The organism is Serratia sp. PL17 (assembly GCF_017832355.1).
Classification (GTDB): domain Bacteria; phylum Pseudomonadota; class Gammaproteobacteria; order Enterobacterales; family Enterobacteriaceae; genus Serratia.
In genome coordinates, this window is the sequence record NZ_JAFIBY010000005.1 from 160,572 (window position 1) to 172,966 (window position 12,395).

Below are 12,395 nucleotides of genomic sequence, written 5' to 3' on the forward strand. Positions count from 1 at the left end.
TATGGATATGTCTCAGATGACTCCACGCCGTCCGTACTTGTTGCGGGCGTTCTATGAGTGGTTGCTGGATAATCAGCTCACACCGCACCTGGTGGTAGATGTGACGCGTCCTGACGTTTTGGTGCCTATGGAGTTCGCGCGTGATGGTCAGATCGTTCTGAATATCGCACCGCGTGCAGTAGGTAATCTGGAGTTAGGCAACGAAGAAGTGCACTTTAATGCGCGTTTCGGTGGTGTGCCACGTCAGGTCTCGGTACCCATGGCTGCCGTGCTGGCAATCTATGCGCGTGAAAACGGCGCAGGCACCATGTTCGAACCTGAAGCCGCTTATGAAGCGGAAGGCACGTTTGAAGGCATGGACAATGAGACGATTCCATCGGAAAGCCTGATGTCGGTGATTGATGGCGACCGCCCGGATCTGAGTGAAGATCACGATCCGGATGATGAGCCACCGCCGCCACGTGGTGGCCGCCCAGCATTGCGCGTGGTGAAATAACCCCGTAGCAGTGAATACTAAAGGTCGCCTCGGCGACCTTTTTTTTGTCTCTAAATCGTGCGTTTTCAGCTTTTCAATGACGCAATGCAGGCGTCACGCGGTGCGCTGAGATCGCCGATACGCACGGTAGTGAGTGCGTGAGTCGCGCGCTGCTTAAACGAGGTGATGGCGGTGTCACCTTGCACTTCCGGGGGGGCGGTGCAGATATCGTTGATCGGTAAGTTATTGCCTTTGTCGAGAGCATGCAATACCGCCGCAGGGTTGTAGACCAATGCAGAAGACAGCGCGGATTTGACGCCTGCGGTAAAGGCGGCGTTACCGCCGTTGGCTAGCTTGGGCGCCAATGCGATCCAACTGTCATCACCCAGTTTAATGCTGTTTTCTACCGCCGCCAGCTGGCCTGCTTTCGCCAACTGAGCGACTACCGATGCTGCGCCGCGCGCCTCAATGTTGTAACCCACCTCCTGTGAATCTAATGACATTGCCAGCGAGTTGAAGCTGACAACCAGCAAAGCGCTGGCTAATAGGGGAACGGGCAATTTCATGGTTAGCTATCCTTATCAAGATACCAGGCGCAACTGCGCCCTGAGTGATATTAATAGAATACTATAGCGCGCCAGGCGCTGGGCTGCGGGTAAGGTTGTTACAAAGCGTGTGGGGAGCGAAGTGAAAACAAAGGGCCCGCCAGTCTGAACTGCGGGCCCTTAGCGGTAAAGCGGGAGAGGATTAAACTTCCAGGTAGTTCATGATGCCATCAGCAGCCTTACGGCCTTCGGCAATCGCGGTAACGACCAAGTCCGAACCGCGTACTGCATCGCCACCGGCGAAGATTTTCGGGTTGCTGGTCTGGAAGGCATTCTCGGTGCTTTCCGGTGCGACAATACGCCCCTGTTTGTCGAGCTCAACGTCGTGAGCTGCCAGCCAGTTCATTTGGTGCGGGCGGAAACCAAAGGCCATGACCACCGCATCGGCATCGATGGTGTGCTCAGATCCCGGTACTTGCTCTGCAACCTGGCGGCCATTGGCATCCGGTGCACCCAACTGAGTACGAACCATTTTCACGCCGGCTACGCGGCCTGCGCTATTCAGTTCGATGCTCAATGGTTGCAGGTTGAATTTGAAATCAACCCCTTCTTCACGGGCGTTTTTCACTTCACGTTTGGAGCCCGGCATATTGGCTTCATCACGGCGGTAAGCACAGATAACGTCGGTTGCACCCTGACGGATAGAGGTGCGTACACAGTCCATCGCGGTATCGCCGCCGCCAAGCACCACCACACGTTTGCCTTCCATGCTGACATACGGCTCGTGTTGTTCGGCTTGGTAACCCATCAGCTGTTTGGTGTTGGCGATCAAGAACGGCAGTGCGTCATAGACACCCGGCGCGTCTTCGTTTTCCAGGCCGCCACGCATCGACTGATAAGTCCCGACACCGAGGAATACGGCATCAAACTCACTGAGCAGCGTCTCCATCGCGATGTCTTTGCCCACTTCAGTATTGAGTTGGAACTCAATGCCCATCTCGCTGAAAATGCCGCGACGTTTCACCATCACTTCTTTTTCCAGCTTGAATGCCGGGATACCGAAGGTCAGTAGGCCGCCGATCTCGGGATGACGATCGTAAACCACCGCTTTCACGCCGTTGCGGGTCAGGACGTCGGCACAGGCCAGACCGGCAGGGCCGGCACCGATGATCGCCACGCGCTTGCCGGTTGGCAGCACATGGGACATGTCCGGCTTCCAGCCCATTTCGATCGCTTTATCACTGATATAGCGCTCGATGTTACCGATAGTCACCGCACCGAACTCATCGTTCAGGGTGCAGGAGCCCTCACACAGACGATCCTGGGGGCAGACACGACCGCATACTTCCGGCAGGCTGTTGGTCTGGTGTGCCAGATCTGCAGCTTCCATGATGCGGCCTTCGTTTGCCAGTTTCAGCCAGTTCGGAATGTAGTTGTGAACCGGACATTTCCATTCGCAATAAGGGTTACCACAGGACAGACAACGGTCCGCCTGCGCCTTCGCCTGAGTTTCCGAAAACGGCTCGTAAATCTCTACAAACTCAATTTTACGGATCTTGAGCGGCTTCTTGGGCGGATCAACGCGCTGCAGGTCGATAAATTGATAAACATTCTGACTCATTAATGACCTCTTACTGCGCCTGAACCCGCAGCTCTGCTGCGGAACGACTACGGTGACCCAACAATGCTTTGACATCACTGGACTTCGGCTTGACCAGAGCGAACTTCGGCGCCCATTCCGGCCAGTTAGCCAGAATCTCTTCCGCACGCGATGAACCGGTCGCCTGCACGTGCTCGGTAATCAGCCCGCGCAAGTGCTCTTCATGAATTGCCAACTGGTCGACATCCAACACTTCCACCAGCTCTGGGTTCACACGCTTACGGAATTCGCCGTCTTCATCCATGACGTAGGCGAAGCCGCCGGTCATACCTGCACCAAAGTTGATGCCGGTTTTGCCCAGGACGCAGACGATGCCGCCGGTCATGTATTCACAACCGTTGTCACCGATGCCTTCTACCACGGTGATGGCGCCAGAGTTACGTACGGCGAAGCGTTCACCCGCCCGGCCTGCTGCAAACAGCTTGCCGCCGGTAGCACCGTACAGGCAGGTATTGCCAATGATGCTGGCTTCGTGGCTGCGGAACGCAGAACCGATCGGCGGACGTACGGCGATACGACCGCCGGCCATGCCTTTGCCGACATAGTCGTTGGCGTCGCCGGTCAGTGTCAGTTCGACGCCGCCAGCATTCCATACGCCAAAGCTCTGGCCCGCGGTACCGGAGAAGTACGCCTTGATCGGATCGGCTGCCATGCCCTGGTCACCATGCACGGTGGCGATGGCCCCGGACAGGGTTGCGCCCACGGAACGATCGGTGTTGCGGATATCGAAGTAGAAGGCTTTGCTGCTTTTTGCTTCAATATGCGGTTCCGCCTGCGCCAGCAGATCTTTGTTCATCAACCCTTGGTCGAACGGCGGGTTGCTGCTTTCGGTGCAATATAGCGCTTTGCCCGGATGTGGCGTGGCGGTTTTCAGCAACGGCGACAGATCCAGTTTGTTCTGCTTGGCAGAGATGCCGTCCAGCTCGGTCAGGAAATCGGTACGACCAATCAGATCCACCAGTTGGCTGACCCCCAATTGCGCCATGATCTCGCGGGTTTCACGTGCGATAAACTGGAAGTAGTTGGTCACACGCTCCGGCAGGCCGTGGTAGTGATCGCGGCGCAGTTTTTCATCCTGAGTCGCCACGCCTGTAGCGCAGTTGTTCAGGTGACAGATACGCAGGTACTTACAACCCAGCGCCACCATTGGGCCAGTGCCGAAACCGAAGCTTTCCGCACCCAGGATCGCCGCTTTAACGATGTCCACGCCGGTTTTCAGGCCGCCGTCCACCTGCAGGCGGATTTTATGGCGCAGGCCGTTAGCCACCAGAGCCTGTTGGGTTTCCACCAGACCCAGTTCCCACGGGCAGCCGGCGTATTTCACTGAGGATAACGGGCTGGCACCGGTGCCGCCGTCGTAACCGGCAATGGTGATCAGATCGGCATAGGCTTTTGCCACACCGGTCGCGATGGTACCCACGCCCGGCTCAGAAACCAGTTTCACCGAGATCATGGCCTTTGGGTTGACCTGTTTCAGGTCGAAGATCAGCTGTGCCAAATCCTCGATCGAATAGATGTCGTGGTGCGGTGGTGGTGAAATCAAGGTCACGCCCGGCACTGAATAACGCAGCTTGGCGATATAAGGGGTTACTTTATCCCCCGGCAACTGGCCGCCTTCACCCGGCTTGGCCCCTTGCGCGACTTTAATTTGGATCACATCGGCATTCACCAGATAGGCCGGAGTCACACCGAAGCGGCCTGACGCTACCTGTTTGATGCGTGACACCTTATTGGTGCCGTAACGTGCCGGGTCTTCGCCGCCTTCACCGGAGTTGGAGAAACCGCCGAGGCTGTTCATCGCGATCGCCAGTGATTCATGCGCTTCCGGGCTTAGAGCACCGATGGACATGGCTGCGGTATCGAAGCGTTTGAACAACGATTCAGCGGGCTCAACCTGATCAACCGGAATTGGCGTGCCTTTCGGCGTAATGGCCAACAGATCGCGCAGCATAGCGACCGGGCGTTCGTTCACCAGCTTGGCATACGTCTGGTAGTCGCTGTATTTGCCACTGTGAACCGCGGTTTGCAACGTGCTCACTACGTCTGGGTTGTACGCATGGTACTCGCCGTCGTGAACGAACTTCAGCAGGCCGCCTTGTTCTAGCGGTTTGCGTTTCAGCCATGCGCGTTTGGACAGGTTTTGCAGATCCTGTTGGATGTCGCTGAAGCTGGCGCCACCGATGCGGCTGACCACGCCCTGGAAGCACAAATCGGACAGATCGCGATGCAGGCCGACAGCCTCGAACAGTTTGGCGCAGCGATAAGACGCGATAGTCGAGATGCCCATTTTGGACATGATCTTGTACAAGCCTTTGTTGATGCCGTTGCGGTAGTTCAGCATCACATCACGGTATTTCTTGTCGATCGCTTGGGTATCTACCAGCTTGGCCAAAGTTTCGTAGGCCAGATACGGGTAGACGGCCGTCGCGCCGAAGCCCAACAGCACGGCGAAATGGTGTGGATCGCGGGCGCTGGCGGTTTCAACGATAATGTTGGCGTCACAGCGCAGGCTCTTCTCGACCAAACGGGTCTGGATTGCACCGACGGCCATAGGCGCAGGCACCGGCAAACGGCTGGTGGAAATAGCGCGGTCGGACAGCACCAGCAGCACGGCGCCGTCACGGACTTTACGTTCCGCCTCGTCGCACAGGGCGCGGATGGTCTGCTCCAGATCCTGCTCGGCCGGATCGAAGGTCAGATCAAGCGTGTCGGCGCGATAGTATTCGCCTTCCAGCGTGGTGAGCTGTTTGAAATCGGAGTACAGCAGGATCGGCGATTTAAAACTTAAACGGTGCGCCTGGCCTTCGGCCTCGCAGAACACGTTCATTTCCCGGCCGATGCTGGTCGCCAGCGACATCACATGCGCTTCGCGCAGTGGGTCGATAGGCGGGTTGGTCACCTGGGCGAACTGCTGGCGGAAATAGTCGTAAATAATACGCGGGCGGCTGGAGAGCACGGCGAACGGGGTATCGTCACCCATTGAGCCGGTAGCTTCCTGACCAATCTCGCCCAGCACGCGGATCACCTGATCCAGCTCTTCGCTGCTGTAGCCAAACTGCTTCTGGTAAGTTTCAAGCTGCGAGTCGTCCAGTTCACGGCTGCCAACCTGATCGGCCGGCAAGTCTTCAAACGGCACCAGGCGCTTAACGTTCTTTTCCATCCATTCTTTATACGGATGGCGGCTTTTCAGATCGTCATCGGTCTCGGCGGAATGCAGGATTTTACCGCTGCGGGTGTCGATCACCATCAGTTCGCCTGGGCCAACACGGCCTTTCTCTACCACTTCATCTGGCTGGTAATCCCAAATGCCGACTTCCGAAGCGCAGGTAATCAGTTTGTCTTTGGTGATGACGTAGCGCGCCGGACGCAGACCGTTACGGTCCAGGTTACAGGCAGCGTAGCGACCATCGGACATCACGATACCGGCAGGGCCGTCCCACGGTTCCATGTGCATCGAGTTGAAGTCGAAGAAGGCACGCAGATCGGTATCCATGTCCGGGTTATTCTGCCAGGCAGGCGGTACCAGCAGACGCATGGCGCGGATCAAATCCATACCACCTGCCAGCAGCAGCTCCAACATGTTATCCAGCGAGCTGGAATCGGAGCCGGTTTCGTTAACGAACGGCGCTGCCGTTTGCAGGTCCGGAATCAGCGGCGTCTGGAATTTATAAGTACGTGCGCGAGCCCACTGGCGGTTGCCGGTGATGGTGTTGATCTCGCCGTTGTGCGCCAGGTAGCGGAACGGCTGTGCCAGCGGCCAGCGCGGCACGGTGTTGGTGGAAAAACGCTGGTGGAACAGGCAAATAGCCGATTCCAAACGCAGATCCGCCAGATCAAGATAGAAGCGTGGCAGATCCGCAGGCATGCACAGGCCTTTATAGATCGTAACCAGATTCGAGAAGCTGCACACATAGAAACTGTCGTCCTGAACGCGTTTCTCTATACGGCGGCGCGCGATAAACAGGCGACGTTCCATATCACGCGGGCGCCAACCAGCCGGGGCGTTAACAAAGATTTGCTCAATACGCGGCAGAGAAGAGAGGGCAATCTCGCCCAGCACGTCCGGGTTGGTCGGCACTTCACGCCAGCCGACAACGGACAGCGTTTCATTTTGCAGTTCTTCTTCGACAATGCGGCGGCTGGCACGGGCTTCCTCTTCATTCTGGCTGAGGAACATCATGCCAACGGCGTAGTTCTTGGCTAAACGCCAGCCGCGCTCTTCCGCCACCATGCGGAAAAAGCGGTCGGGCTTTTGCAATAACAGGCCGCAACCGTCGCCAGTCTTGCCGTCAGCAAGGATTGCGCCACGGTGCTGCATACGGGCCAATGCGTGAATCGCGGTACGCACGACCTTATGGCTAGGTTCGCCTTCTATGTGGGCGATCAGGCCGAAACCACAGTTGTCCCGCTCTTGGGATTTATCGTACAACATATCAGTGAACCTCCCCAGGCTCTGCGTGACTCTCACAACCGACTCACGAGCGGGCTTCCCAACGTTGGCAGAAGTCCAATCAGCAAGCTTGATATCGCCGATCTGCTTTTCCGCCCTCCGTTAATGGCCTCTCGTGACGGTTCTCACAAGTGGTACATGACTTGTTTTAAGAGGGAGTCTTAAATTACTGCATAAATATGACGAGACGTTTGCCCGTCCAGAAAGCTTCCAGCGGACTTCCAACTTAGCGAGAAAGAATACGCAGGTCAAATATAGGCCTAAGGGGGTTTTTTATTGAATTAATGGTAATTAATGATTTGATATATAATGATTTATTTCAATTTTTGAGGTTGTGTGACGGCGCGCAAGGTCCCAGAGAAATGTGAGCTGTCTCACTATAGTGCAACGCCTGAATCTCTGCACCATGCTAGTGCGGGCGGGAATGTCAGAGTTTTATTCTAGTAATTTATTATTTTTTGTTGTTTGAAACTATTTTTCATCGCTTTGTCACACTGGCGTTAACGGTTGCGTGCAAATAAGAAAAATTCATCTCAGCCAAGATGATTTTATTTGCATTTATAATGAATAGTTATGCCTGGTGAAGCCTTGCGAGGAAAGCGTTGATCTCTGTCATCGCGGGAAAAGCCGTTTCTTATTAGCATCACGGGCTTTGAGCACAGAGACAATCAAGATTATGCAGTTGCCGCAATTAGTCAATATGTTTGGCGCCGATCTTCAGCGCCGACACGGTGAAAAGATCCATAAACTCACGCTACACGGCGGTTTTAGTTGCCCTAACCGCGACGGCACGCTGGGGCGCGGTGGCTGCACCTTTTGTCATGTTGCCTCTTTTGCCGATGAGCAGATGCAGCAACAGAGCATAGCTGAACAGCTGGCACAGCAGGCCGTCAGAGTGAATCGCGCAAAGCGCTACCTCGCCTATTTTCAGGCTTATACCAGTACTTATGCAGAAGTGAGCCTGTTGGCGCAGATGTACCAACAGGCGCTGGCACAGGCGGATATGGTGGGTCTCTGCGTCGGCACGCGCCCGGACTGTGTGCCACCCGCCGCACTGGATTTGCTGGCGAGTTACCTCGAGCAGGGCTACGAAGTCTGGTTGGAGCTTGGGTTGCAGACGGCGCACGATAAAACGCTAAAACGCATCAACCGAGGCCATGATTTCTCCTGTTATCAACATACGGCCCGGTTGGCACGCGAGCGCGGGCTGAAGGTGTGCAGTCACCTGATCGTCGGGTTGCCTGGGGAAAGCGCCGCCGACCACTTGGCTTCGCTGGAACAGGTGGTGGACTGCGGTGTGGATGGCATCAAACTGCATCCGCTGCATATTGTTACGGGGAGCACGCTGGCGCGGGCCTGGCGGGCTGGCAGGCTGCCCGAGTTAGCGCTTGATGAGTATGCCACCAGTGCGGGTGAGATGATCCGCCATACGCCGAAAGACGTGGTGTATCACCGTATCTCTGCCAGCGCACGCAGGCCGACGTTATTGGCACCATTATGGTGCGAAAACCGTTGGAACGGTATGCAGGCAGTGGGTGGCTACTTGCAACGTCACGGCGGGCAGGGCAGCGCGCTGGACGCCGCCCTGTGTTATTCACCGACGCTATAACTGCAGGCTGGCGCGAACTTCTGATCGTGCGCGTTGCAAGTCGGCCTGCAGCTGCGGGTTCGCCAGCAGCCGAGCGGCGAGCGCCGTCGCCGCCAATTTGCCGCCTTCCAAATCGCTCGGGTAGTGAACGCCGGCAATCACCCTGCTTTGCGCATTGCTCGCCGCCTGTTCAAACAGCGCGCTGCGTTTTTCCGGCACCATCTGCGCCAGCAGGATCGCCGTCAGGTAGCTGTCCATCGCGTGTCCGCTGGGGTAAGAGTCGCCTTCTGGCGGCGGCAACAGCGGCTTCACGCGGTTGTCGGCCTCATAAGGGCGCGGGCGACCATAGAAGGCTTTGGCGGGCATCAGGCTTTGTTCAAAATCTTGATAGACCCGGCGGAACAGGGCCGCGGTGATCGGATGACGATCGGCGGTGAACGTCGGGCCGAAGATATCGCGGGCGAAGGGAAATGCGGCGTCCGCCAGATGATCATCCCGCTTGGCTTTGGCGATTTGTTCCGTGGTGCGGCTAGCCTGTAGGGCCAACACCGCCTGCAGATCCGCCCGGTTCAGCGGCGTATCCATTGAGGGGGGCGGTGGCAACAACGGGGCGATTTGCCGCTGTTCCGCACTCAGATAGCCGGTAACGGCGGCTGCGGCCTTCAGGGGAAAAATAACGGTCAGAAACAGGGCGAGCAGGGTGGTGCGATAGATGGTTAACATGGTCAATCCTCACATCAGGGAAATGAGGAAGCCTGCCGGGGCCGGCCACAGCGCTGCTGCCGGTGAAAGTAAACCGCGGGATGAAATTCTTTCCCTTACTTCAAGCCTCAAGGCTTCGCTATCCGTGTCTGCGAAAGCAAGCGCATGCACGGCGCATCATTAATATATTAACGGAAAGGCGCTCTCAAGCGGCTGAGGTGTGGGGTGGGTCACAGAAAAAGTCTTTTCGCTACAAGTGATTAATCCCTAAGTATGAGCGGGTTGATTAATGTGGTTTTGGACTTCGGCAGGGCGATGAACTGCCTTTTGCACGCCAGACGCCGCTATTTTCCGTTAGCAGGACTTGACTCTCAGACACGGCGGAAAAATTTGCGGTATGATTCAAAAGATTATGTCTGATGGGAGCCGCTATGAAGCAAATCAGGGTGTTAGCCCAGTACTACGTTGATTTAATGGTAAAACTGGGGCTAGTGCGTTTTTCGCTGCTGTTGGCGTCGGCATTGGTGGTGCTGGCGATGGTGGTGCAGATGGCGGTGACCATGCTGCTGCGTGGCGAAGTAGAAAGCATTGACGTGGTGCGCTCAATTTTCTTCGGTCTATTGATTACGCCGTGGGCGGTTTACTTTCTGTCTGTGGTGGTCGAACAGCTTGAGGAGTCACGCCAGCGTCTGGCGCGGCTGGTTGATAAGCTGGAAGAAATGCGCCACCGCGACCTCGAGCTTAACCAACAGCTTAAGGACAACATCAGCCAACTGAATCAGGAAATCGCCGACCGTATCAAGGCAGAAGAAGAACGCCAGCAGGTGATGGACAAGCTGACCGAAGAGATGGAACAGCGTGAGTTGGCGCAGATCGAACTGGGTCAGCAGTCGGCACTGTTACGTTCATTCCTCGATGCTTCACCTGACCTGGTGTATTACCGCAACGAAGACAAAGAGTTCTCCGGCTGTAACCGGGCAATGGAGCTGTTGACCGGCAAAAGCGAAAAACAGCTGATTGGGCTAACGCCGTTTGATGTTTACGGCCAGGAAATTGCCGAGAAAGTGATAGAAACCGACGAAAAAGTATTCCGTCACAACGTCTCCCTGACTTATGAACAGTGGCTGGTTTATCCGGACGGGCGCAAGGCCTGTTTTGAATTGCGTAAGGTCCCGTTTTACGACCGAGTGGGTAAACGTCACGGGCTTATGGGCTTTGGCCGCGATATAACCGAGCGTAAGCGCTACCAGGACGCGCTGGAGAACGCCAGTAGGGACAAGACCACCTTCATCTCAACAATCAGCCACGAGCTTCGTACGCCGCTTAATGGCATTGTTGGCTTAAGCCGCATTCTGCTCGATACCGATTTAAACGACGAACAGCTGAAGTACCTCAAAACCATCCATGTCAGCGCCATTACGCTGGGCAATATCTTCAATGACATTATCGAGATGGACAAGCTTGAGCGGCGCAAAGTGCAGCTCGACAACCAACCGGTAGATTTCACCGGTTTCCTCGCCGACCTGGAAAACCTCTCTGGCCTGCTGGCACAACCGAAAGGGCTGCAATTTGTGATGGAGCCGCAGCAACCGCTGCCGCAACAAATCATCACTGACGGTACCCGCCTGCGGCAAATCTTGTGGAACCTGATCGGCAATGCGGTCAAATTCACCCCGCAAGGGCGGATCGTGGTGCGCGTGCGGCGCGAGGAACAGGATCGGTTGGTGTTTGAGGTTGAAGACTCCGGTATGGGGATTCCTCAGGACGAACAAGACAAGATTTTCGCTATGTATTATCAGGTGAAGGATCAGCATGGTGGTCGTCCGGCGACCGGTACCGGCATTGGGCTGGCGGTTTCCAAGCGGCTGGCGCAGAGCATGGGCGGTGATATTACCGTCAGCAGCGTACAGGGGCACGGTTCTTGCTTCACGTTGTCCATTAAGGCGCCAGGGGTACAGGAAGCGGAAAACGAAACACCGGCCGAAGAAGCACTGCCATTGCCGGCTCTGCATATCCTGCTGGTGGAAGATATTGAACTGAATGTGATTGTGGCACGTTCAGTGCTGGAGAAACTGGGTAACAGCGTAGAAGTCGCGATGAATGGCCAGGATGCGCTGGCGATGTTTGATCCGGACGAGTTCGATCTGGTGTTACTGGATATCCAACTGCCGGACATGACCGGGCTGGATATCGCTCGGATACTGCGTGAGCGCTATGCCGGGCAGGCACTACCCCCCTTGGTGGCGTTGACGGCCAACGTGCTGAAAGACAAAAAAGAGTACCTCGACGCAGGAATGGACGACGTGCTGAGTAAGCCATTGTCGGTACCGGCGTTGACCAAAGTCATTAAACATTACTGGGATCACCAATCCTCTCACACCACAAAGAAAACGGAGCAAAAGACGATGCAGATTAATGAGTCGTTACTGGATACCACCGTGCTGGAACAGTATATGGACCTGGTGGGGCCGCAGTTGATTCATCAAAGCCTGGAGATGTTTGAGCAGATGATGCCAGGTTATCTGGCGGTGCTGGACTCCAATATGACGGCGCGCGATCAGAAAGGCATCACAGAAGAGGCGCATAAAATTAAAGGTGCGGCGGGTTCGGTGGGTTTACGTCATCTGCAACAGCTTGCCCAGCAAATCCAAACGCCAACGCTGCCGGCATGGTGGGATAACGTGCAGGACTGGGTTGATGAACTGAAACAGGAATGGCGTAACGATGTGCAAGTGCTGCGGGAATGGGTAGCGAACGCTGAAAAAAAATGACCCCGACCTAAGCCGGGGTGCGCGAATATTGCGCCAACACCAGGGAAATTGTGAACCTGCGTATTGGATTTCATGTTCTGGTCGAGCAGGTTGTAGAGAATTCCTAAACATCATACAGCCAACAACATAGCAAATGTAAGCGCTCTTGTTAGAAGATTCATTAAAATGTGTGATGTAGATTAGTGTTTGTCTACTCCGAGCACT

At 55.7% G+C, this 12,395-nt stretch carries 7 protein-coding genes; 3 read left to right on the forward strand and 4 right to left on the reverse strand.

Annotated features, from left to right (window positions below; translation table 11 throughout):
- Nucleotide 1: 1 nt before the first annotated feature.
- Nucleotides 2-496, forward strand: a complete 495-nt coding sequence (gene sspB / locus JOE25_RS17110) for a ClpXP protease specificity-enhancing factor (protein WP_209637166.1) — start codon at nucleotides 2-4, stop codon at nucleotides 494-496.
- A gap of 65 nt (nucleotides 497-561) precedes the next feature.
- Here the strand turns inward: sspB and JOE25_RS17115 are convergent, their stop codons facing one another.
- From JOE25_RS17115 to gltB, 3 genes are all read right to left on the reverse strand, one after another.
- On the reverse strand, nucleotides 562-1,041 hold the full coding sequence (locus JOE25_RS17115) for a hypothetical protein (protein ID WP_209637168.1): 480 nt from the start codon (nucleotides 1,039-1,041) through the stop codon (nucleotides 562-564).
- Nucleotides 1,042-1,222: 181 nt separating this feature from the next.
- Nucleotides 1,223-2,641, reverse strand: a complete 1,419-nt coding sequence (locus JOE25_RS17120; protein WP_209637171.1) for a glutamate synthase small subunit — start codon at nucleotides 2,639-2,641, stop codon at nucleotides 1,223-1,225.
- A 10-nt stretch (nucleotides 2,642-2,651) separates the two neighbouring features.
- Nucleotides 2,652-7,112 (reverse strand): glutamate synthase large subunit, encoded by a 4,461-nt coding sequence (gene gltB / locus JOE25_RS17125; protein WP_209637173.1) that lies wholly within the window; start codon nucleotides 7,110-7,112, stop codon nucleotides 2,652-2,654.
- Between the two features lie 694 nt (nucleotides 7,113-7,806).
- Here gltB and JOE25_RS17130 point away from each other — a divergent pair.
- Entirely contained in the window at nucleotides 7,807-8,739 is a 933-nt protein-coding gene (locus tag JOE25_RS17130) for a TIGR01212 family radical SAM protein (protein ID WP_209637627.1), read from the forward strand.
- Here the strand turns inward: JOE25_RS17130 and JOE25_RS17135 are convergent.
- Nucleotides 8,734-9,441, reverse strand: a complete 708-nt coding sequence (locus JOE25_RS17135) for a phosphatase PAP2 family protein (RefSeq protein ID WP_209637175.1) — start codon at nucleotides 9,439-9,441, stop codon at nucleotides 8,734-8,736. The genes JOE25_RS17130 and JOE25_RS17135 overlap by 6 nt on opposite strands.
- 410 nt (nucleotides 9,442-9,851) lie before the next feature.
- Here JOE25_RS17135 and arcB point away from each other — a divergent pair, with 410 nt between their 5' ends.
- Nucleotides 9,852-12,191 (forward strand): aerobic respiration two-component sensor histidine kinase ArcB, encoded by a 2,340-nt coding sequence (gene arcB, locus JOE25_RS17140; RefSeq protein ID WP_209637177.1) that lies wholly within the window; start codon nucleotides 9,852-9,854, stop codon nucleotides 12,189-12,191.
- Nucleotides 12,192-12,395 lie beyond the last annotated feature (204 nt).

What these genes read in the sequence shown, in the direction of transcription:
- sspB (WP_209637166.1), top strand. Translation starts at nt 2, where the DNA reads ATGGATATGTCTCAGATGACTCCACGCCGTCCGTACTTGTTGCGGGCG.
- JOE25_RS17115 (WP_209637168.1), bottom strand. Translation starts at nt 1,041, where the DNA reads ATGAAATTGCCCGTTCCCCTATTAGCCAGCGCTTTGCTGGTTGTCAGC.
- JOE25_RS17120 (WP_209637171.1), bottom strand. Translation starts at nt 2,641, where the DNA reads ATGAGTCAGAATGTTTATCAATTTATCGACCTGCAGCGCGTTGATCCG.
- gltB (WP_209637173.1), bottom strand. Translation starts at nt 7,112, where the DNA reads ATGTTGTACGATAAATCCCAAGAGCGGGACAACTGTGGTTTCGGCCTG.
- JOE25_RS17130 (WP_209637627.1), top strand. Translation starts at nt 7,807, where the DNA reads ATGCAGTTGCCGCAATTAGTCAATATGTTTGGCGCCGATCTTCAGCGC.
- JOE25_RS17135 (WP_209637175.1), bottom strand. Translation starts at nt 9,441, where the DNA reads ATGTTAACCATCTATCGCACCACCCTGCTCGCCCTGTTTCTGACCGTT.
- arcB (WP_209637177.1), top strand. Translation starts at nt 9,852, where the DNA reads ATGAAGCAAATCAGGGTGTTAGCCCAGTACTACGTTGATTTAATGGTA.